Source organism: Chlorogloeopsis sp. ULAP01 (assembly GCF_030381805.1).
Taxonomy (GTDB): Bacteria; Cyanobacteriota; Cyanobacteriia; order Cyanobacteriales; family Nostocaceae; genus Chlorogloeopsis.
Genome location: NZ_JAUDRH010000023.1, coordinates 53,802 through 75,630 on the forward strand (window position 1 = coordinate 53,802; position 21,829 = coordinate 75,630).

Genomic DNA, 21,829 nt, shown 5'->3' on the forward strand with positions numbered 1-21,829 from the left:
TGGTAGTGGCGTGACACAGCTATGTAAAGTTTTGAGAGTTAAACAGAGTAAGAACTAGCCGTAACGCACCTTACATTTTAGGTTTACTTGATAAATAATCTCTTGACGATTTATATTACAATTTCATCTAGTTATTAATGACTAATTTATATTCCAGAGTTAGGATAAAAGTATTAACTAATAAGGAATAAACATTTCAGTGCTTTAGAGTTAGCATGAAAAAAAAGTAAAAAAATATCTAAGTAAAACTACTAGAAAATTCTAGTACTGTAGTTTATAGCCAACCGCATCAGTCTTAACTCTCTCTAACTTGAATGAGAGAGCAACAATTTTCTCAACCTTTATGCATTGATTAGTTTAGGATCTGTCCATGTCAAACCGTCGTTTCAACCCCACTTTATTAGGCAATCTCAAAACTAAATTATGGAATCTAAGCCAACCAGGTTTTTGGGGAACAGCAATTTTTTTATCTGTTGTGGGGTTGGTGGTTAAAGAATACTTAACACATCCAGATTTTTTGAGTACTGGGCAAAAAGAGCAAGTCGCATCACAAAAATCTACTGACTCTTCTTTATCGGTGGAAGATAGAGCGATCGCTGCGGATATTGATAATTTGCCAGTTCTTTTTTATAACATTGAAGATGCAGAGATAACCTCAACGGCTAGTACGCCAAAGAAAAATACCAGAACCAATGACAATAAAGGCGTAGTCAACGATTTAATTAATGCCAATTCAAATCCAGGCTTAAAGTTAGCTAATCCTGCATCCATCCCCAATCTAGAAAATCCATTTGTAGTACAAGCCGAAAATTTATTACAGTTAAAGGCTTTTCAAAGCGATCGCCAGTTCTCTGGAGTAAATGGGGTAACGGCATTGCCAACTCAAATAGGTTCAGGAGAAATTTCTAGCTCTAGTCAAAGTACTGCTCCAGTTAGCGCTTTGCAAACAGCACTCAACCAATCAGCAAACCAGAATCTACCAACTGGACATGGTACAAGTTTAACTCAGATGAATTCCTTTGAGCGATCGCTGTCAAATCCGGGGTTAACTAGACAACCAAGTCATCCCATGATGAATGGCAATAATTATAATACGGTGACAGCAACAAGCCAGCCCCAAAACTCAGTTCCCATCCCCAATCATAATTTAGATTCTCGCTTCACTAATACTCAAAATCAATTTCCAAATACCTCTGTGAATTTGAATAGCAGTCAGTCATCTTCAGACATCACACCTTACAATCTCCAAACTCCTAATCGGGATTTTGTTGCTCCAAGCAACATGATGAAAAGTAACTTTGATTCTGGATTTCCTCACCAATAGCATTTGATTTTATTACAGATACAGCAGATTTCAACTTCGTGACGTACAGAAATACCCCTCCCTAACCCTCCCCTTGCCAAGGGGAGGGTTAGGGAGGGGTGTACCTCATGTACTTCAAAACGCTGTATTAGCTGGCGTTTACCTGCCAATCTCTATTGAGGCGACTGAGGAAAAGACGTAGGCGATCGCTTTGAGGATTTGTCAGAACTTCATGGGCGGAGCCTTGTTCTGCCACCACACCTTTATCCATAAATATCACTTGATTGGCAACTTCACGAGCAAATAGCATTTCATGGGTAACAACTACCATTGTCATACCCTCTGCTGCCAACTGCTGCATAACTTGCAAAACCTCGCCTACAAGTTCAGGATCTAGAGCACTAGTTGGTTCATCAAAGAGCATGATTTGGGGATTCATGCACAAACTACGAGCGATCGCTACCCGTTGTTTTTGTCCGCCTGAAAGTTGTTCTGGGTAGGCTGAGGCTTTGTCAAAAAGCCCTACTTTTTCGAGATAAAGCCCCGCCAGTTGGACACTTTCTTTACGAGTTTTCCCTAGCACCTTGCAGGGAGCGAGTATTAAATTTTCTAGAACAGTCAAATGAGGAAACAAGTTAAATTGTTGGAAAACCATGCCTACCTGTGTCCGCAGTTGTCGCAGTTGCTTTTTGTTGAAACGAGGATGGGATAAATCGATACCATTAACTAGTAAATGCCCACCATCAATAGTTTCCAAGCGATTCAAGCAGCGTAGTAAAGTACTTTTACCACAACCAGAGGGGCCAATGATCGCCACTACTTCCGTACGGTGAATTTTGCCGCTAATCCCTTTAAGAACTTTGAGGGAGCCAAAGTTTTTTTCAATGTTTTCAAATGCGATCGCGGGAGTAGAGTTGTTCATAGCCAAATTCAGCTGCATTACAGTTGATTGTAATCTGACTGCCATCAGGACGGTTGGTGTTAAAGTTGACTTGATTTTCAAACCGCTCCAGATACAGAGAACGCAGAAAAAGAGGAAGTATGGCTAAGTTGGCTGTGATACGGTGGTTGCGTTTGAGTTTACTGATTGGATTTAGTTGTCTGCTGCTTGGTGGTTGTAGTTTCAATTCGAGTGTCAATGGCGCGGTTAAAACTTTGAGGGTGGCGACAGAGCCTGCATTTCCACCAATGGAGTTTCAAGGGCAAGGGGGTGAGTTGCAGGGTTTTGATATTGATTTAATGAAAGCGATCGCCAACAGCAGTGATTTTATAGTTGAGTTTCAAAGTTTACCTTTCGATGGAATTATCCCAGCTTTGCAAGCAAAAACAGTGGATGCAGCAATTAGTGCCATCACTATTACAGAAGAACGCGCAAAAACTATCTCGTTTTCACGTCCTTATTTTAGAGCAGGTTTAGCAATAGCTGTCCGTACTAATAATCAAGATATTACTAATTTTGAGAGTCTCAAAAATAAAAAAGTTGCCGTACAAATTGGCACCACTGGTGCAGGCAAAGCTAAGAGTATTTCTGGCGCACAAATTCGGAGCTTCGATTCTGCACCTTTAGCGCTTCAGGAGCTACTCAACGGCAATGTAGATGCGGTAATTAACGATGCACCAGTGACTTTGTATGCAATTAATACTGGTAATCTCCAAGGCATTAAGGTGGTGCAGCAACTACTCACTGAGGAGTATTACGGCATTGCCACAGCAAAAGATTCACCGAATTTAGTATCAATAAATCAAGGTTTGGCAGCAGTATTGAAAGATGGCACCTACACCAAAATTTATCAAAAGTGGTTTAAAACTGCGCCACCTCAATTACCAGAAAAATTAACGTTTACAACTGCGACTCCTGTTGGAGCATCTAGATTTGTCACTTCCATTAATTTGGTTTTGCAGTCTATTCCCATTTTGTTACAAGGAGCATTAATAACGCTGCAACTAACTGTAGTCTCGGTAATTTTTGGTTTAATTGGTGGTTCTTTAATTGGAATTTTACGCCTTTCCAATCTTAAACCTATACGTTGGCTAGCAAGAGTATATGTAGATTTTTTTCGAGGAACGCCCTTGCTAGTGCAAATCTTTATAATTTACTTTGGTATACCTGCCATTATCCAAGAATTGGGTTCAACATTTACCTTTAATCGTTTTGTAGCAGCAGTAATAGCATTAAGTTTGAATAGCGCCGCTTATATTGCAGAAATAGTCCGAGCTGGTATTCAATCTATAGAGCCAGGGCAAAAGGAGGCTTCACAGTCATTAGGTTTAGATTCTGTGCAAACGATGCGCTATGTGATTTTTCCCCAAGCTTTTCGGCGAATGATACCACCATTAGGTAATGAGTTTATTAGTTTGCTCAAAGATACCAGTTTAGTTGCAATTATTGGTTTTGAAGAACTATTCCGTAAAGGACAATTAATTGTTTCAGAAAATTATCGTACCTTTGAAATTTATACAGCTGTGGCTATAGTTTACTTATGTTTGACACTACTTTCTTCACAAGCTTTTTCTAAGTTAGAAATTTGGATGAATCCAGTCAAGCGATCGCGCAAAAAATAGGTGACTAGAAACTAGTAATTAAGTAATATTACATAAAATTAGAGTAGACGTGTTAGTATCCCATACTAATACCTAATTCGCGGATCTACATAAGCATTTAAAATATCAATTAAAATACTTGCTGCCACAACTATCGAGCCGAAAAATACTAGTAATCCCTGCACTGTAGGATAATCCCGTAAAGAAATGGCTTCATAAAGTTTATTGGCTAATCCTGGCCAAGAAAAGGTGACTTCAGTCAAAATTGCTCCACCCAATAAGGAAGCAAAAGTTAACCCCAAAACAGTAATGACTGGAATCAAAGCATTTTTTAAGGCATGGGCAACTAAAATTTTTCTTTCGGGAATGCCTCTAGCTCTAGCTGCTTCCACATAATCTGCTTGTAGAGTTTGCTTTAAATTCACTCGTACAATCCGCTCAAAAATACCACTGAGTAAAACTCCCAAGGTAATACTAGGAAGTGCCAAATAATGCAAAGTTGTCAAAAATTGAGCTAAGTCACCACTCAAGAGACTGTCAATTGTATACAAACCAGTGATCCGCTCAGGAGCGGGCAAACTAGAGGCAAAGCGCCCTGAAGATGGAAACCAACCAAGTTGTACTGCGAAAATCAATTGTAGAAGCATTCCTGCCCAAAACATCGGCAATGAGTAAGTGATAATACCAAATAATCTTCCACTAAAGTCAAAAAATGTACCAGGGCGAGAAGCTGAAAGAGTACCGATCGCAATTCCGACAGTCAGCGCAACCACCATACTACATACTGCTAACTCTGCCGTCGCTGGAAAATAATCTACAATCACTTGCCAAACACTTTGCCCTTGGCTTGTCAAAGACTTTCCTAAATCAAAACGCAATAAACTTCCCATGTAATTTAGATACTGCAACCACAAAGGAAGATCTAAACCTAATTGTTTGCGCAATTCTTCTTTCGCACTTTCTGGCGCACGCCCACCGAGAATTGCATCTGCTGGATCTCCGGGGGTTGCTCGCAGCAAGAGAAACACTACTGTGGTAATTGTCCACAGCATTAACGGAGCTAAGAGCAGGCGAATAATAATGTAGTATTGTAAGGCTTTGGAGCGAGACATAATACTAATTTTAATGTTAGTTAATTGCGGTGTGGTTGTTAGAGAATACCCTACAATGAAAGCATAAAAGCAGTTCCAGAAAATTGCTGGAATGAAGTACCTCAATGTTCAACAAACAGATACCACCTTGATTGCAATCCTCGATGAGTTAACAGCAACTCAAGCCGAAGTTGTGATTGTGAAGGCATTCCAGTTGCTCGCATTGTACCCTGGCAGGAGAAACCAATCTCGACTCATCACTATTTATTGCGAGGAATGCTAATTCAGATCGCAGAAGATTTTGACGAACCAATGCTAGAACTTTGGGAAACATTGGGCAAATGATTTTGTTGGATACGCATATTTGCTCTGGTTACTCCACAATCCAAGTCAGTTATCGAATCAAGTACAAGCTGCAATTGACTCAGAGGAACCTCAAAATGGCTTGCTAGTATCTGCGATTTCAGTATGGGAGATTGCAGTCAAATCCAGTATTGGAAAATTAATCTTAACCCTTGCCGATCAATGAATGGATGCTCTAGCACAAACACACTCAAATATTGTGATTGAACCTTTGAATCCTCTGGATGCGATCGCCAGCACACAGCTAGCTAGCTGCCAGGCACTTTTCATAAAGATCCGGCAGACAGAATTTTAGTTGCGATCGCCATGCGCTATAGAATTCCTCTATTAACCTGTGACGCTAACATCTTGAACTATCCTCATGTACAAACTATAAAAGCTTAACCTTCGCTACTCACTACATATATGGTTAAAAATTTGACTACCAACTACTTCTTGATTGACTTGTAAATCAAAAACTGACTAGGATCAAGCTGCACACCATTCACACCATTTTGAGCAAAAACATAATCTTTGCTTTGCCATAAAGGCACATAAGGCACATCAGTTGCTACTTGAGTTTGAATATCTGTGAAGATTTTTTTACGAGTTTCTGCGTTTTGCTCCTTGCGCTCTTGAGCAATCAATTGATTAATCTTTTCGTTGTAGTAAAAAGAACCCTGCGTTTTACTTGCTCCATCTTCACATCCTTTAGCCACTGAACCCTTTTGACATTCTAAAAACGGTTGAATGTAGTTATCTGGATCTAAAAAGTCTGGATACCAATCAAATATTGATGCTGGATACAAACCTTTAGATATGTCTTTAAAAAAGGTGGCACTTTCTACAGGGCTAATTTCAAATTGCAACATTCCCTCCATTTTTTGATCGGCAAGAGCTTTAATTGTTTGAGCAGCCGCCGCGCTAGTAGGAGAAGTAGAACTATGCCAAATTTGGATTCTGGCAGGATTACTATTTGAGAAACCAGCCGAACTTAACAATTGTTTAGCTTTATCCACATTTCCATTGCCATATTTATCTTTAAAAACTGGTTGGTAAACATCAAATGTTGTTGGCACCATGCTATATAGTGCTTCTGCTTGATTGTACAAAACCCGTTGATTGATAATATAACGGTCAACTAATGCCGCGATCGCTTGCCTCACAGCAGGATTATCCAAAGGTTTTTGATTGCGGTTTAAAGCCATGAATTTGACTGCACTACCTTCAGCAGTAATTGCCTGCCAATTACCTTTTTTCGCGCTTTCCTGTAAAGTGTTAATTTGAATTGGTTCCAAAGATACGTAAGCCACATCCACGGCTTTTGTTTTAAAGGCATTAAATAAATTTGCCGGGCTGCTAATAATTTGCCAATTAATACCTTGATTTGCTGGTTTATCTCCCCAATATTTGTCAAATACATCAAATCGCACTGAATCAGTGCCATATTTTGCTAATTTATAAGGGCCAGTTCCCACAAAACTATTTGGCTGAAACTTTCCTGCACCTAGTTCGTAAGCTTTGGGTGAAACGGCACAAACACCAGGAAACGCTAAAAGTGCCGGAAATGCCGCAAATTCTTTTTTCAGCCTAATAGTCAATTCAGAATCACCTGTGGCTTGGACAGAGTCTATTACATCCTTAAGCAAGAAAGATGGTTTACCACCATTTTGCATAAAGCGCTGGATACTAAATTCCATCGCTTTGGCATTAAAAGGTGTGCCGTCGTGAAATACTACGCCTTTACGTAAAGGAATAGTATAAGTTAAACCATCCTGGCTGACTTTTGGTAAGGCTGTAGCCAACTGAGGCTTAATTTCGGTGCTGCCGCTCTCGTATGTATAGAGGCGATCGCTCATGTTATAAACCAACACCAATGACTGTAGTTCATAAGCATCAGCAGGATCGAGGGTACGTGGTTTTAAGGTAGTACCCACAGTAACACGACCATCATTATTGGGATTACCCACAGAAGTAGATGTTGTTTGGGGGCGAGGACTACAGCTAATAACTAAGAATAAACATAGACAAAATAAAGAAAAAAATTTTGTCATTCGGTGTAAGCGTTTTGGGAACAAGGAAAACCTGTTCATAAATATCGGCATTTTTAAACTACTGCGGTCAGTCATTTTACTATATGTCTAGTTAATTTCCCTATGTTCAATTTATCTAACTCATTTCATCAAAAGCATTTAAAACAAGCTTTTTCATCTGAATTCTCTGAGTTCAACCCAAAAATGTGTTCAGTATACTACAAATCACAAACAAAAAGAACTCAGTACACTAAAAAGGTACTGGGTACTGGGGATTGGGTACTGGGATTATTTAATTCCTAATACCTAGTCCCTAGTCCCTGTTTATTCCTTCTGCCCTCTGCCATCTGCCTTTTACCTTAGTAATCTGAGAAAAAAATACATTCTTTAATATTCATTCATAACAAGACGATGTTTGATTGAATTAAAATTACAGAATTACATTCGTTTGTCTTCAATCCAGATTTTTCAAAGAAAAGCTTTATTCAGCTTTTCAAGTAGCTAATGCGAGATTAATCAAAATAATTATGTACTAACTCCTGTTTGGTTACCTATCTGCAAAAGTGTAGTCGAAAATTTTATGTCGTTTGAAACTAACTGAAATGTTCCCGATATTTTGAAAAGTAAACAGAGAGCTTAACTAAAGTGAGAATAAGAGTGTGAAATACTTTTTTTTATCTGAAGGATGGACAGTTGGTAGAGTTTGGGCATCTGACGGACTTTGGCAAATAACTGCATGGCGACGACAACCAGATATTCAGCAAATGAATATCTGTTTGGTAGAAAAAGGCGAATTATTTTGGCTTTATCGAGTAGAAGATGCTGTGATTACTGTGGAGGTAAAACCAATCACGCCAGTACAAATGGTTACATCTAATCAAGCGATCGGTAAAGTTATGCTCAGGCGATTAATGAGTGCCGAACAGGTAATTGAGCGCCTCGGAACCGCTTCGGCAAGGTGTCGTCTAGAAAATATCGAATTGATAGTGCAATAGGAAGTATTATTTGGTAGTACTTTGGTAAAGAATTGTTACAAAGTATTACCAATATTAAAAACTGCTGTAAGTGCGAATTTTAACAAAAATTTCTCTGTAATCAAGAAATTATCTATATCAACCAGCTTCTACTCACAACCGTACAAGCAGGTATGAAAACGATTTCTCTAAAAGTGCGAAATATTTACACAGACTTGCCCTTAATAAATACTATTCGCTAATCAGTAACCAGGTTTTAGTCTCTTTATACGCTTGCAAACAGCGCCATCAATAGTTACACTTTTTTAAACATTCTCATTTTTGCTTGGCGATCGCTACCCTCAGGACACAGTTCCGAAAGTGCGTAAGCAATGGTTGTCATAGCAGCCACACTGTCTAATTTTTAAGACCAAGCTGTGGAAAATCCAAGCTCTGGCAATAACAAAAACTGAGAGGAGCTACTGACAGCAATTTTTGCTGCTGGTAACTTCGGTAAAAAATTGTTTTGTAAACAAACTCTTCGAGGAGGAGCGTAGTCGATGGGACTACCTTGGTACCGAGTACATACAGTCGTTCTGAACGATCCAGGGCGACTGATTTCTGTACACTTGATGCACACAGCTTTGGTAGCAGGCTGGGCTGGTTCAATGGCTCTGTACGAACTAGCCATTTATGACCCCAGCGACCCGGTTCTCAACCCCATGTGGCGTCAAGGAATGTTCGTGCTACCCTTCATGGCACGCTTGGGTGTTGTTGGCTCTTGGGGTGGCTGGAACGTAGTTGGCGATCCCAATTACAACCCAGGTTTCTGGTCATTTGAAGGCGTTGCTGCCGCTCATATTGTTCTTTCTGGTCTTTTATTCTTAGCCGCCGTTTGGCACTGGGTTTACTGGGATCTGGAACTTTTCCAAGACCCCCGCACTGGTGAACCCGCCCTCGACTTGCCAAAAATGTTTGGCATTCACTTGTTCTTGTCTGGTCTACTTTGCTTCGGTTTTGGTGCTTTCCACCTAACTGGACTGTGGGGGCCGGGAATGTGGGTTTCCGACGCCTACGGCTTGACAGGTCACGTTGCACCAGTCGCACCGGAGTGGGGGCCTGATGGCTTTAACCCGTATAATCCTGGTGGTGTGGTAGCTCACCATATTGCTGCTGGTGTCGTCGGTATTATTGCTGGTTTATTCCACCTCACAGTTAGACCTCCCGAAAGGCTATACAAAGCTTTGCGGATGGGTAATATCGAAACCGTACTTTCTAGCAGTATTGCTGCTGTATTTTTTGCTGCTTTTGTTGTTGCTGGCACCATGTGGTACGGTAGCGCTACAACTCCCATCGAGTTGTTTGGCCCTACCCGCTATCAGTGGGATCAAACTTACTTCAAAACAGAAATTCAGCGCCGCGTTCAATCCAGCCTTGCCCAAGGTGCAACTCCTGAGCAAGCTTGGTCACGTATTCCCGAAAAACTGGCATTCTATGACTATGTCGGTAATAGCCCTGCTAAAGGCGGTCTATTCCGTACAGGCCCTATGGTTAAGGGTGACGGTATTGCCCAATCTTGGGTAGGTCATCCTGTCTTTACAGATGCCGATGGGCGGGAATTGCAAGTACGCCGTTTGCCCAACTTCTTTGAAACCTTTCCAGTAGTTCTAACCGATGAAGATGGAATTGTCCGTGCTGATATTCCCTTCCGTCGAGCAGAATCGAAATATAGCTTCGAGCAAAATGGTGTGAAAGTCGCCTTCTATGGTGGTGACTTGAATGGTCAAACATTCACAGATCCTGCCGAAGTGAAGAAGTGGGCGCGTAAAGCTCAAGGTGGCGAAATCTTTGAATTTGATAGAGAAACCTTAAACTCTGATGGTGTGTTCCGTACCAGCCCTAGAGGTTGGTTTACCTTTGGACACGCTGTCTTTGCTCTGTTGTTCTTCTTTGGTCATATCTGGCATGGTGCTCGGACAATCTACCGAGATGTATTCGCTGGTGTTGATGCCGATTTGGAAGAGCAAGTCGAGTGGGGTTTGTTCCAGAAAGTGGGTGATAAGTCAACCCGCCGGAAGGAAGCTGTCTAAAGTTTTGTAGCAAATTGTTAAGAATGGTCTAATAACTGCTTGAAAATTAATACCATGTTTAAGTAGTAAGTTAGACCATTCTTTTCTGTAGCAGATTACACTATCATTACAGGCGGGATAGCAGGAACTTGTAATATGGAAAGCGTGGCATATATTTTGATTTTGACTTTGGCAATAGGAGTTCTCTTCTTTGCGATCGCATTCCGCGAACCTCCTCGCATTGAAAGAAAAGAGGATAAGTAATTTACCGATGCCAAATTTTTGATGGCAATCTTTAAGAATATGAAACCGCTGTTACCTATAGGCAACAGCGGTTACTAATTTTTAGTAGTTATATTACTTATTTTTCAATAGTTCTCTATCAGTTCTCTATCAATATATTTTAAACATTAAGATTATAAAGTTTTAATATTTGATATAATCTACTATCTGGGAATTAATGCGCGTTAAGATAACTTTTCTGCGCTACGATGAGAAGGGATGTAGGTGTAGAGTGCCTATTTGGCAATTGCATATACATCGCTAGGAGGCAAAAAAACTACGGAGAATAAAAACCAGGAAACAATCAGCATGGTCAATCAGAAATCAACTGTATTAACTGATATTGGGTTTACTCACGACGATTTCGCTGCTTTACTGGACAAATACGATTATCATTTTAGCCCTGGTGATATTGTACCCGGTACAGTGTTCAGTATAGAGCCGCGCGGCGCTCTGATTGACATAGGTGCTAAAACCGCAGCATACATACCCATACAAGAAATGTCTATTAACCGGGTGGACAGCCCGGAAGAAGTTTTACAATCAAACGAAATACGGGAATTTTACATCCTTAGCGATGAAAACGAAGAGGGACAACTAACTCTTTCTATTCGCCGTATAGAATATATGCGAGCTTGGGAGCGAGTACGGCAGTTGCAAGCAGAAGATGCAACTGTCCGTTCTGGCGTATTTGCCACTAACCGTGGTGGAGCTTTAGTAAGGATTGAGGGTTTACGTGGATTTATTCCTGGCTCTCATATCAGTACTCGCAAGCCTAAAGAAGAATTAGTAGGTGAAGAACTTCCATTAAAGTTCTTAGAAGTAGATGAAGAACGTAACCGCTTAGTTCTGTCCCACCGTCGGGCGCTGGTAGAGCGCAAGATGAACCGTCTGGAAGTTGGTGAGGTCGTAATCGGTACAGTGCGCGGTATTAAGCCCTATGGTGCCTTTATTGATATTGGCGGCGTAAGTGGTCTATTGCATATATCCGAAATTTCCCATGAACATATTGATACACCTCACAGTGTATTCAATGTCAATGATGAAGTAAAAGTCATGATCATTGACCTAGATGCAGAAAGAGGTCGGATATCTTTGTCCACTAAACAGCTAGAACCAGAACCAGGTGACATGATCAAGAATCGTGATCTAGTTTACGATAAAGCAGAAGAAATGGCAGCAAAGTATAGAGAACAACTGTTAGTGAAACAGCAAGGTATAGCACCTGCCGCCATTACCGTTACAGATGAAGGCGAAGTAGCAGCAGAAGAAATTCCATCTGCTGTTGAAGCAGTTGAAGAAGAAATTCCATCTGCGATTGAAGCAGTTGAAGAAGAAATTCCATCTGCGATTGAAGCAGTTGAAGAAGAAATTCCAGCAGCTATTGAAGAGTAATTTATCTGTATTTATTGTTGTAGTTGCCTAAAAGCAATTATAAGATGAGAACTTATTGCATAAAGAGGGATAAAATTTTCCCTCTTTTTTTGTGTTGGGGAATTGTTAGTAATTAGTAGGGGCAAGTTTCGTTGATTATATGAACGGCTAAAACCGATGATTTATCTTCTAAACCCGCACGGCAGTCGCTACAACGCGCTTAACCCGCAAGGCGCGCTGCCTCCCGTACAGTAGGTAGTAGATAGAAACACGAGGAACCGAAGCGTCTGTACATTAGTAGTTAGTTATTTACAACTATCCACTAACTAATCAAAAATGAATTTACAAGGAGCAATGTTTTGGTATCTATTAAGTGCAGAAATGTAACTTTTTCCAATATCCAGGCTATTTTCTTTGACAAAAATGGTACTTTAGAAGACTCCGAAGCTTACTTGCGATCGCTTGCCCAAAAAGCAGCACGACTTTTAGACGCACAAGTTCCCGGAATTGGAGAACCACTGTTAATGGCTTTTGGCGTCAATAGTAATACCCTTGATCCGGCAGGTTTAATAGCGGTAGCAAGTCGCCGCGAAACAGAAGTTGCTGCTGCTGCATATATTGCCGAAACCGGAAAGAGTTGGTTCGAGTCATTACAAATGTCGCGTCAAGCCCTAGAAGAAGCAGAAAAGTATATTGGCAAAACCCCTTCACCCCTATTTGTAGGTAGTTTAGAAGTCTTGAAGAACTTGTCACAAGCCGGACTTAAACTTGGTATTCTTTCGGCGGCAACGACTACTGAAGTACGTGAATTTGTAAAAACTCACCAGTTAAGTAACTATATTCAACTCGAAATGGGAGTAGATGAAGGCCCCAGTAAACCAGATCCAATCCTATTTTTGCAAGCTTGTGAAACAATGGGAGTTGAACCATTAGCCACACTCATGGTAGGAGATTCTGTGGGTGATATGCAAATGGCACGTAACGCCAAAGCTGCTGGTTGTATTGGTATAACTTGGGTTGGTAAACCAGACAATGTTGCAGGTGCAGATGTGATAATTAACCAACTAGATGAAATTCAAATATGTTAAATAATTAAGGTTCAATTAATGTTACTAGCTTTTAAGAAACACTAGCTGGAGTAGCAACCTCAGAGACTTCTTGTTCTTCAGATATTTCTGGTTCAACTACTAGCAGATGTTTTTCCAAAATGGCCAAATTGCGAATATTAGACTTATAAAACGCATCAAACAAATCACCCACAAAAGGTACTGTACCAACGGCTGTTTCTAAAGCAACGTTGAATATCATTTGCTTTAAGTCTTGGCGCGGTATCCCAAGGCGAGTAGCTAAATAAATAATATAAGCTGAAAAACCTGTACTAATTAAATCACCAGCACCTGGAATTAAACCAATAATTGGATCTAGTCCAAAGCGGAAGCCAATTACTGGAATACGTATAGATGTATCCATCAAGCGGCTAAGTTTACGAATGCGGTTGAGAGTAGCAAGGCGTTCAGCAGTATTCATAGTCGATGATTGTTCTACTACTTTATAAATTGCACTAATCTAGGGCATTCGTCTTGTACCGCAAGAAAGACTAACCAAAGAGGTAAGTAGAAGGCAGGAGGCAGACGGCAGAAGGGAATTTGATGATAAATTTTGCGATCGCCAAATCAAAATTAAAATCTTTCGCTTAATTAAGCGATGCGATTAATTTCACAACTCTTTCTTTAACTTGATTGCGAACACGACGGAATATTTCTATTGATTCTCCCTTTGGATCTTCAAGTTGCCAATCTTCAAACACTTCTCTAATTACCCATTCTTCTGGCAAATTTACTCCACAACCACACAGAGAAATCACTACATCAAAATCTTCTGGTTGAAAATTAATTAAAGGCTTAGAAGTTTGATTGCTAATATCAATACCCACTTCTGACATCACTTGAACAGCAAGCGGATCTACTTGAGAAGCTTCTAAACCAGAACTCATAACAGCAATTTTTCCCTCACCCAATGTCTTTGCAAACCCTTCTGCCATTTGAGAGCGGCCGGAGTTTCTCTTACAAACAAACATGACTCTTTTCATGATTTTATTTAATATTAGTAATTGAATGCTTGTGGCTTTCAATTATTAATTTATTATCTGAATAAATAATTTGCAATCAAAAACTGCATACCACAAACATTTTACTGCCAGAAATCTAGCAGCAACTAAACAATTTGTTACGGGTGACGTATATTATCTTAGCCGTGATTGGGTTGACAAATCAAGTTTTTTTGAAATGATATATTTATACACCTACAAATTTTGAGCGGAAGTATAAATATGAGGATTCGCGTAGGTATTAATGGTTTTGGCAGAATGGGGCGCTTGGGTTTGCGAGCTGCTTGGGGATGGCCAGAAATAGAATTTGTTCACATCAACGAAATTAAAGGTGGATCAGTCACAGCAGCCCATCTGCTCAAGTTTGATTCGATTCACGGACGTTGGGGAATGGATATAGAAGCAGAGGGAGATCAGATTTGCATCGAAGGAAAATATCTGAGTTTTAGTGAATATTCAACTCCTGGTGAAGTACCTTGGGAAGAATTTGGTGTGGATGTGGTATTAGAGTGTTCGGGCAAGTTCCGAACTCCAGAATCACTTGCTCCTTACTTCAAGCGAGGCGTAAAAAAAGTAATTGTGGCTGCGCCAGTCAAGCAAGGTGCTTTGAATGTTGTCATGGGTGTAAACGATTATCTCTATAACCCACAAGAACACCATCTTTTGACAGCAGCTTCTTGTACCACTAATTGCCTTGCTCCAATAGTCAAAGTAATTCATGAAGGATTGGGTATTCGTCATGGGTTAATTACTACAATTCATGATGCAACGAACACGCAAACTGTCGTAGATGCGCCTCATAAAGACTTACGACGAGCTAGGGCTAATAGTTTATCTTTGATTCCAACAACAACAGGTTCTGCAACAGCAATTGGACTGATTTACCCAGAACTCAACGGCAAGTTAAATGGATTAGCTGTGAGAGTACCCTTACTAAATGCTTCCTTGACTGACTGTGTATTTGAAGTCGCAAAACCTACTTCTATAGAAGAAATCAATAGTCTTTTCAAGACAGCTGCACAAACTTCACTTCAAGGCATTTTAGGCTACGAAGAACTTCCTTTAGTTTCTGTGGACTATAAAGACGATCCTCGCTCTTCTATTGTCGATGCGCTTTCCACGATGGTGATAGACCAAACCCAAGTGAAAATCCTGGCTTGGTATGACAATGAGTGGGGTTATGTCAATCGCATGATGGAATTAGCTCGTAAGGTTGCTCTGAGCTTGAATTAATTCTAAATCTTTACTCTTCACAGTAAATACTCTCTATTATGGCTACTTCTACTGCCTCACGTGCCAATTTAAAGAATTACGTGCTGGTGACACTTGCTTACTGGGGGTTTACTATCACTGATGGTGCTCTGCGGATGTTAGTGTTGCTTTATTTCAACAACATCGGTTATACACCTCTGCAAATCGCTTTTCTGTTCTTGTTTTACGAGATTTTTGGAGTTGTCACTAACTTTTTAGGTGGCTGGATTGGTTCCCAGTTGGGTTTGAAGGTGACGCTTTATTCAGGAATAGGATTGCAAGTTTTTGCTTTGGTAATGCTGGCGCTGCTCAATCCAAATTGGGCGCAGTGGATTGCAGTTTTGTATGTGATGGTGGCACAGGCTTTCTCAGGTATTGCCAAAGACTTAACCAAAATGAGTTCTAAGAGTGCCATCCGCTTAGTTGTACCTCAAGATGCTCAGTCTTCTTTGTTTAAGTGGGTAGCAGTGCTGACAGGCTCTAAGAATGCTCTCAAAGGAGTTGGCTTCTTTGTTGGTAGTGCATTGTTAGCTGCTGTTGGTTTTGTAAATTCTCTGTTGATTATGGCAGGTGGCTTATTCCTGTTGATGTTCTCAGGGTTAATGCTGCCAAAGGGTATGGGCAAAATCAAAGCTAAAGTCAAGTTTACCCAACTCTTTTCTAAAAGCAGAGAAATTAATATTCTTTCTGCGGCTCGCTTCTTTCTATTTGGTTCTAGGGATGTTTGGTTTGTCGTTGGATTACCTGTTTTTCTGCGGAGTGTTTTAAACTGGTCTTTCTATGAGGTAGGAGGATTTCTAGCTTGCTGGGTGATTGGTTACGGCGTGATTCAATTTTTGGCTCCTACTTTAATCCAACGTTTTGGTTCTAATCGTTCTCCTCAAGCGAAAACGATTCAGTTTTGGACATTTACTTTAACTGTAGTTCCAGCTGTGATGGCTCTGGCTTTACAGTTAGGTGCACCCCCTAATACCGTGATTGTTGTTGGGTTAATTATCTTTGGTATTGTCTTTGCTTTCAATTCTGCTGTTCATTCTTATTTGGTGTTAGCGTTCACCGATGATGACAAAGTGGCGCTGAATGTAGGCTTTTACTACATGGCTAACTCTGGTGGAAGATTAATCGGCACAGTCTTATCAGGCTTAATTTATCAGCTATTTGGGCTTGTCGGCTGTCTGTGGACTTCTATGTTTTTTGTATTGGCAGCAGGATTAGTATCACTCAAGCTACCCGATCCTCAACCAACAAAGGCGATCGCATGGAAAGGTGGAGACGGGGATTGAGGACGCGGGGATTAATAGTGCTTCTTAGTCTAAAATACAGTAATAAAAAAGCCTGCTTTATGTATTCGCAGGCTTTTATGTTCAGCGTTTCACACAACCACCGAAAAGTCCCCATGTCGAGCTAAGGGTAGTTTACGCACAACACGGTTTTTTCAAAGCTGTGGCAACTGCACTAGCATCATCAGAATTAACTGTAGTACTCAGATTTTGCTCAGGTGTTGTATCTGCAACTTTCACTACAAACACTTCCCATTTATTCCCATCTGGATCTGTTACCCATACCTTGTCTTGCAAGGCATAACAGCAATCGGTATTTTCCTCTGTAAATATATTCAAGCCTGCATCCCCAAACCGCTTAGTCGCAGCCTTTACATCTTCTGTACTCTCAACCTGCACGCCTAAGTGAGACAATGCACCCCCAGAAACCACACTTGTAGTCAAGTTGAGCGTCAGATTTAAGGGTGGGCTGGCAATATCAAACTTGGCATAGTCAACTTTATGTTTCATCGGTTCTACGCCAAACATCGCTTGATAGAATTCAATCGACTTTTCTAGATTTGTAACTTTCAAAGCCACATGAGTTTTCAGAGTAGCCATATCATTTTGCTCCTTTTTTTACTAATATTGACACTTGTCAATATTTGCCTCTATCAATATATTGCCAGAACATATTGATGAATGTCAATATATAAATATGAAATTAACTCAACAAATTTCCAGTTGTTGTCCGTCGCTGCTTTCAGGAGCAATTGATTCCGAGCAAGCAGCGCAAATGGCAGCGATATTTAAAGTTTTAGGAGAGCCTGCCCGATTGCAGGTACTCAGTTTGATCGCTGCTCAACCCGCAAAAGAAGCCTGCGTTTGTCAGTTAACAGAGCCTTTAGGACTATCTCAGCCTACTGTCAGTCATCATTTGAAGGTACTGTACGAAGCGGGTTTATTACAAAAAGAACGACGTGGCACCTGGATTTTCTATCGTTTGGTGCCTGAGCGAATAGAAGCTTTGCGAAATGCTTTGGCTCTGCCTACGCAGACGCATTAATTTGCTGTTCTGACAAAGTGCGATCGCGCCATTGTGATCAGCGAAAAAATCTGTTCGGAAGATGGTGTTACACGAGCGGTAGAAATTTTGCAGCAGTAACGAAAAATAAACCACAAAGGACACAAAGAAATAAGAGTTTGAGAGAGTCTTTGCGTAAGCCCTGGAGCAGTAGAAATTTTGCAGTAAACAATGAATACGAGATAATTTTAGATAAGATTTACTTGAATGAATTAATACAGCGCGGATCTCTTAAAGTCGCTTTTTCTGGCTCCCGTGGAAACCAAGCTGCCGTGCGCTTACAAAACTCAACCAGCATCAACATGACTGGCACTTCAATTAAAACCCCTACTACTGTGGCAAGTGCTGCACCCGAATTTAAGCCAAATAGCATTACAGCAGTAGCGATCGCAACTTCAAAATGATTGCTAGCTCCAATTAAAGCAGCAGGTGCGGCATCTTCATAAGACAGATTCAACTCCAATGCTGCGACATAACTAATCAAGAAAATAAAATTAGTTTGGATAAACAACGGCACAGCAATTAACAAAATATGCAAGGGATTGCTAACTATTAGTTCACCCTTGAATGCAAATAGCAGCACCAAAGTCAACAATAGGGCGGTAATGGCAACTGGACTTAGATACTTCAAAAATCGCCTTTCAAACCACTCTCTACCTTTGTGTTTGAAAATCCAGTAACGGCTGTACATTCCCGCCACTAAAGGTAACCCGACATAAATCAGCACTGACAAAACAATTGTTTGCCAAGGTACTGTTAAATCATTCGCCGCTAGCAACCATCTACCCAACGGTGCATACAAAAACAGCATCGCCAGAGAATTTACTGCCACCATTACCAAAGTGTGTCCTTGGTTGCCGTAGGAAAGATATCCCCACATCAGCACCATTGCAGTACAAGGTGCAATTCCCAGCAAAATAGCACCTGCAATGTAGGAATTAGCTAGTGTCACTTCAGCACCGCGAATGATTTCGCTGCCAGCAATCAAAGGGCGAAATAACCACCCTAAGAAAAACTGAGCAAAAGCCACCATCGTAAATGGCTTAATTAACCAGTTCACTACTAAAGTAAGAATCACGGGTTTAGGGGCGCGGATCGCATTCGCAGCTTGGGTGAAGTCAATCTTCACCATGATTGGGTACATCATGAAAAATAAACAGACTGCGATTGGAATAGACACTTGATACACACTCATTGCATCTAGTGCCACCGCAACTCCAGGGAATAATCTACCTAGTGCAATGCCTACCAAAATACACAAAAACACCCACAGGGTAAGGTATCTTTCAAAAAAACTCAGCTTACTGCCAGCTTGCACCCTAACTGTGTTGGTTTGCGAATGATTTTTTTGCATAGCCAATCGCTAAAATTTTGCTTGTTTGCGTAACAACTCTCCAAGAGTCAGGTTTATCTGTGCTTCTCCTTCAAAAACTGTTCCTACTTTGCCTCTATTGAAGTGAACTTTAGCGAGGTGATAACCTTCTTCTGTTAAAGGTACGTAGCCTATGGAACTTACTATCTTTGGTGCGTTCTCAATATAGAAATCAACAAAATGTTTGACGGCTGGTTTATTTTGAGCAGATTGAGCATTTACATAGATAAATAATGGTCGAGAAAAAGGCTGATAAGTATTTTTTTCTACTGTTTGCCGCGATGGCGAGACAGCTCCTTGCCCGTTGTTAACAGCTAATGCTTTTAATTTATTTTGGTTTTCTTCAAAGTAAGCAAAACCGAAGTAACCCAAGGCATTCGGATCTTTACTGATACCATCTACCAATACTTCATCATCTTCACTAGCTGTGTAGTCGGTGCGGCTATCTCCAGGTTTACCAACGACTGCTTCTGTGAAGTAGTCAAATGTACCAGATTTATCTCCAGCGCCATACAGTTTTAGTGGACGATCAGGCCAAGTTGCACGTACCTGGTTCCAACGGGTAATTTTATTTTGGGCTGCGGGTTCCCATATTTTTTTTAATTCGGCGATCGTAATGTCTTGCGCCCAATTGTTTTGTGGGTGAACGGCAATCGTAAGAGCATCAAAGGCAACTGGAAGTTCAATAAATCTAACGTTGTTTTTGTTACATTTATCCATCTCCGCCTTTAAAATCGGTCGTGAAGCATTACTTATATCGGTTTGCCCGGTACAGAATTTTTCAAACCCACCACTAGTACCAGAAAAGTTAACTTTAACCTGGGCTTGGTTAGATTTATTTTGAGAATTTGTTTGAAATTCTTTAGCGATCGCCTGCGTAATGGGATAAACAGTACTCGAACCATCAACATTTACAGTTTTAACCGTTTCGGCATTACTGACTTCAGTTACCTTTTGTGGCTGCTGAGTTTGTGTAGATGTGTTGGAGTTTGTTGCGCAATTAGTTGCCAATACCAATACCCCAAGCGCAAGAGCTAATTTCTTTGGTGCTGCGCTCACTGACATCACCTCATGGTGTGTATAGTAGTTATGCTTCTATCATTTCAAAAAAAGTTGATTTGTCAAATACAAATAAACTAAATTTTTACAAAAATACATCAAAAAAAATTGATATATCATGAATCTTGACATGGGCGGGCTGGTAAGATGTTGCTCAAGCGACGGTATTCCGCTAGATACTGCTCAAGCACAACAAACTGAGGTGCATTCAGGCTGTAATAAATCCAACGTCCTTCCTGACGGGCGATGACTAAACCAGCTTCTTTAAGAGTTTTGAGGTGAAAAGATAGTTTTGATTGACTTACCCCCAATGTATCGCACAAGTCACATACACACAGTTCGCGTTCTCGCAGCAATTCTAATACCTTAATCCGTAATGGTTCAGATAAGGCATGAAAGCCAGCAGCGATCGCATTGGGGATAACAGAGGAGGATTGCATCAAAACAAGCAGATAACAAAAACGTCTTCTCTATTGTGAACTAGAGACAACAGCTTCTGCTTGATAACGGATACCAGCTTTTTTAAATCTGTGCAGAACTTCGCCTAAGCGATCGCAATCTGCAATTAAACTAATGCGCACGTATCCTTCACCGCCAACGCCAAAGGCATTACCTGGAGTGACGACTACACCCGTTTGCTGCAATACCCAAAGGGCAAAATCTGTGGAACTCATACCTACAGAACAAGGAACCCACAAATACATCGTTGCCTTAGTTGTGGGAATATTCCAACCCAACTGTGCCAGCCCTTGAATAAGAAAATCACGGCGAGTGCAGTAGCGAGTTTGGACTTCCTGTAAATAAGAATCTGGTAGTTGCAAAGCAGTTTCTGCTGCTGCTTGTAAAGCTGCAAAAATACCGTAATCTAGATTTGTTTTCAGTGTCCGTAAACCCTGAATAATATGACGGTTGCCAACCACAAACCCAACCCGCCAACCAGCCATATTATAAGTTTTGGACATGGTGTGGAACTCTACGCCAATATCTTTCGCGCCAGGAATTTCCAGCAAGCTTGTTGGTTGATAACCATCAAAAGCTAATTCGGCGTAACATAAATCATGCACCAGCAAGATTTCATATTTTTTAGCAAAAGCAACAATTTCTTCAAAAAATTCGCGGGGTGCAGTAGCAGCAGTAGGATTGCTGGGATAGTTAAAATAAAGAATTTTTGCTTGTTCGGCAACAGCATCAGGAATCTGTGCTAAATCAATTAACCAGTTATTTTCTGGTTTTAAAATTAAACTGTAGACATTTCCTCCAGCAATTAAAGGGCCGCGAAAATGAACCGGATAGGATGGAGAGGGTACTAAAACCACATCACCAGGATTAATATATGCCAGTGCTAAATGTCCTAATCCTTCCTTAGAACCCAATAGTGGCAGAGCTTCGCTATCTGGATCTAAAACTACTCCATAGCGACGATGATACCAACTGGTAACGGCATGGCGGAAACTAGCTGTTCCTTCAAAGGGAGGGTAGCCATGATTAGCAGGATTTTGTAAAGCTTTGATTGCGGCTTCAATTACTGGCTGTGGTGTCGCCCCATCGGGGTTACCCATACCCAAATCGATTAAATCCAATCCTTGCTCCCGCGCTTTATGTTTAAGTTCATCCAAGCGGGCAAATGGATAGGCAGGTAGTTTTTTTATGCGTTCAGCCGGGGCGATCCAATCCAAGTTCATCGGAAAATTATGAATTATGAATTATGA

General features: G+C 40.8%; 23 protein-coding genes. 12 read left to right on the plus strand and 11 right to left on the minus strand.

Annotated features, from left to right (window positions below; translation table 11 throughout):
* Nucleotides 1–370 precede the first annotated feature (370 nt).
* Nucleotides 371–1,324: a hypothetical protein gene (locus QUB80_RS33205; RefSeq protein WP_289793725.1), complete on the plus strand. Its 954-nt coding sequence runs from the start codon at nt 371–373 to the stop codon at nt 1,322–1,324.
* A gap of 127 nt (nt 1,325–1,451) precedes the next feature.
* Here QUB80_RS33205 and QUB80_RS33210 read toward each other — a convergent pair whose 3' ends face one another.
* Nucleotides 1,452–2,225 (minus strand): amino acid ABC transporter ATP-binding protein, encoded by a 774-nt coding sequence (locus tag QUB80_RS33210; RefSeq protein WP_289793726.1) that lies wholly within the window; start codon nt 2,223–2,225, stop codon nt 1,452–1,454.
* On the minus strand, nt 2,194–2,442 hold the full coding sequence (locus QUB80_RS33215) for a hypothetical protein (protein WP_289793765.1): 249 nt from the start codon (nt 2,440–2,442) through the stop codon (nt 2,194–2,196). Before QUB80_RS33215 ends, QUB80_RS33210 begins: the two co-directional genes overlap by 32 nt.
* Here QUB80_RS33215 and QUB80_RS33220 point away from each other — a divergent pair.
* Complete coding sequence (locus tag QUB80_RS33220) at nt 2,345–3,865, plus strand: ABC transporter permease subunit (RefSeq protein WP_289793727.1); 1,521 nt, start codon at nt 2,345–2,347, stop codon at nt 3,863–3,865. The genes QUB80_RS33215 and QUB80_RS33220 overlap by 98 nt on opposite strands.
* A 65-nt stretch (nt 3,866–3,930) precedes the next feature.
* Here QUB80_RS33220 and QUB80_RS33225 read toward each other — a convergent pair whose 3' ends face one another.
* Nucleotides 3,931–4,956, minus strand: a complete 1,026-nt coding sequence (locus QUB80_RS33225) for an ABC transporter permease (protein ID WP_289793728.1) — start codon at nt 4,954–4,956, stop codon at nt 3,931–3,933.
* Between the two features lie 91 nt (nt 4,957–5,047).
* Between QUB80_RS33225 and QUB80_RS33230 the strand changes: the two genes are divergently transcribed.
* Both QUB80_RS33230 and QUB80_RS33235 read left to right on the plus strand, forming a co-directional pair.
* Nucleotides 5,048–5,218: a hypothetical protein gene (locus tag QUB80_RS33230; protein ID WP_289793729.1), complete on the plus strand. Its 171-nt coding sequence runs from the start codon at nt 5,048–5,050 to the stop codon at nt 5,216–5,218.
* A gap of 246 nt (nt 5,219–5,464) precedes the next feature.
* The gene (locus QUB80_RS33235) at nt 5,465–5,593 is read left to right on the plus strand and encodes a hypothetical protein (protein ID WP_289793730.1); all 129 of its coding nucleotides are present in this window, start codon (nt 5,465–5,467) and stop codon (nt 5,591–5,593) included.
* A gap of 133 nt (nt 5,594–5,726) precedes the next feature.
* Here QUB80_RS33235 and QUB80_RS33240 read toward each other — a convergent pair whose 3' ends face one another.
* Complete coding sequence (locus QUB80_RS33240) at nt 5,727–7,331, minus strand: ABC transporter substrate-binding protein (protein ID WP_289793731.1); 1,605 nt, start codon at nt 7,329–7,331, stop codon at nt 5,727–5,729.
* 638 nt (nt 7,332–7,969) lie between these two features.
* On the opposite strand from QUB80_RS33240, the gene QUB80_RS33245 reads away from it, so the two are divergent.
* The 5 genes from QUB80_RS33245 to QUB80_RS33265 all read left to right on the plus strand — a co-directional run bounded on the left by QUB80_RS33245 (nt 7,970) and on the right by QUB80_RS33265 (nt 13,076).
* Nucleotides 7,970–8,305: a hypothetical protein gene (locus QUB80_RS33245; RefSeq protein WP_289793732.1), complete on the plus strand. Its 336-nt coding sequence runs from the start codon at nt 7,970–7,972 to the stop codon at nt 8,303–8,305.
* A 518-nt stretch (nt 8,306–8,823) separates the two neighbouring features.
* Entirely contained in the window at nt 8,824–10,353 is a 1,530-nt protein-coding gene (gene psbB, locus QUB80_RS33250; protein WP_289793733.1) for a photosystem II chlorophyll-binding protein CP47, read from the plus strand.
* 135 nt (nt 10,354–10,488) lie between these two features.
* A complete protein-coding gene (locus tag QUB80_RS33255) occupies nt 10,489–10,596 on the plus strand; it encodes a photosystem II reaction center protein T (RefSeq protein ID WP_016878192.1) in 108 nt (35 codons plus the stop codon).
* A 327-nt stretch (nt 10,597–10,923) separates the two neighbouring features.
* Nucleotides 10,924–12,009, plus strand: coding sequence for a 30S ribosomal protein S1 (locus tag QUB80_RS33260; protein ID WP_289793734.1), 1,086 nt, complete (start codon nt 10,924–10,926; stop codon nt 12,007–12,009).
* Between the two features lie 338 nt (nt 12,010–12,347).
* Nucleotides 12,348–13,076: an HAD family hydrolase gene (locus QUB80_RS33265; RefSeq protein ID WP_289793735.1), complete on the plus strand. Its 729-nt coding sequence runs from the start codon at nt 12,348–12,350 to the stop codon at nt 13,074–13,076.
* A gap of 31 nt (nt 13,077–13,107) precedes the next feature.
* Here the strand turns inward: QUB80_RS33265 and QUB80_RS33270 are convergent, their stop codons facing one another.
* Together QUB80_RS33270 and arsC are read right to left on the minus strand one after the other, a co-directional pair.
* A complete protein-coding gene (locus QUB80_RS33270) occupies nt 13,108–13,515 on the minus strand; it encodes a DUF4112 domain-containing protein (protein WP_289793736.1) in 408 nt (135 codons plus the stop codon).
* Between the two features lie 166 nt (nt 13,516–13,681).
* Nucleotides 13,682–14,077: an arsenate reductase, glutathione/glutaredoxin type gene (arsC, locus tag QUB80_RS33275; RefSeq protein WP_289793737.1), complete on the minus strand. Its 396-nt coding sequence runs from the start codon at nt 14,075–14,077 to the stop codon at nt 13,682–13,684.
* A gap of 240 nt (nt 14,078–14,317) precedes the next feature.
* On the opposite strand from arsC, the gene QUB80_RS33280 reads away from it, so the two are divergent.
* Complete coding sequence (locus QUB80_RS33280) at nt 14,318–15,328, plus strand: ArsJ-associated glyceraldehyde-3-phosphate dehydrogenase (RefSeq protein WP_289793738.1); 1,011 nt, start codon at nt 14,318–14,320, stop codon at nt 15,326–15,328.
* 38 nt (nt 15,329–15,366) lie between these two features.
* Nucleotides 15,367–16,629, plus strand: a complete 1,263-nt coding sequence (arsJ, locus tag QUB80_RS33285) for an organoarsenical effux MFS transporter ArsJ (protein ID WP_289793739.1) — start codon at nt 15,367–15,369, stop codon at nt 16,627–16,629.
* A 132-nt stretch (nt 16,630–16,761) separates the two neighbouring features.
* On the opposite strand, the gene QUB80_RS33290 is transcribed toward arsJ, so the two are convergent.
* Nucleotides 16,762–17,226, minus strand: a complete 465-nt coding sequence (locus QUB80_RS33290; RefSeq protein ID WP_289793740.1) for an ArsI/CadI family heavy metal resistance metalloenzyme — start codon at nt 17,224–17,226, stop codon at nt 16,762–16,764.
* 97 nt (nt 17,227–17,323) lie between these two features.
* On the opposite strand from QUB80_RS33290, the gene QUB80_RS33295 reads away from it, so the two are divergent.
* Entirely contained in the window at nt 17,324–17,671 is a 348-nt protein-coding gene (locus tag QUB80_RS33295) for an ArsR/SmtB family transcription factor (RefSeq protein WP_016878183.1), read from the plus strand.
* Between the two features lie 217 nt (nt 17,672–17,888).
* Here QUB80_RS33295 and arsB read toward each other — a convergent pair whose 3' ends face one another.
* The 4 genes from arsB to QUB80_RS33315 all read right to left on the minus strand — a co-directional run bounded on the left by arsB (nt 17,889) and on the right by QUB80_RS33315 (nt 21,802).
* Nucleotides 17,889–19,043 carry an ACR3 family arsenite efflux transporter gene (gene arsB, locus QUB80_RS33300; RefSeq protein ID WP_289793741.1) on the minus strand — a complete coding sequence of 385 codons (1,155 nt, stop codon included), beginning with the start codon at nt 19,041–19,043 and terminating at the stop codon, nt 17,889–17,891.
* A 9-nt stretch (nt 19,044–19,052) separates the two neighbouring features.
* A complete protein-coding gene (locus QUB80_RS33305; protein WP_289793742.1) occupies nt 19,053–20,120 on the minus strand; it encodes a PstS family phosphate ABC transporter substrate-binding protein in 1,068 nt (355 codons plus the stop codon).
* Nucleotides 20,121–20,236: 116 nt separating this feature from the next.
* On the minus strand, nt 20,237–20,560 hold the full coding sequence (locus tag QUB80_RS33310; protein WP_289793743.1) for an ArsR/SmtB family transcription factor: 324 nt from the start codon (nt 20,558–20,560) through the stop codon (nt 20,237–20,239).
* A 30-nt stretch (nt 20,561–20,590) separates the two neighbouring features.
* Nucleotides 20,591–21,802, minus strand: coding sequence for an aspartate aminotransferase (locus QUB80_RS33315; protein ID WP_289793744.1), 1,212 nt, complete (start codon nt 21,800–21,802; stop codon nt 20,591–20,593).
* Nucleotides 21,803–21,829 lie beyond the last annotated feature (27 nt).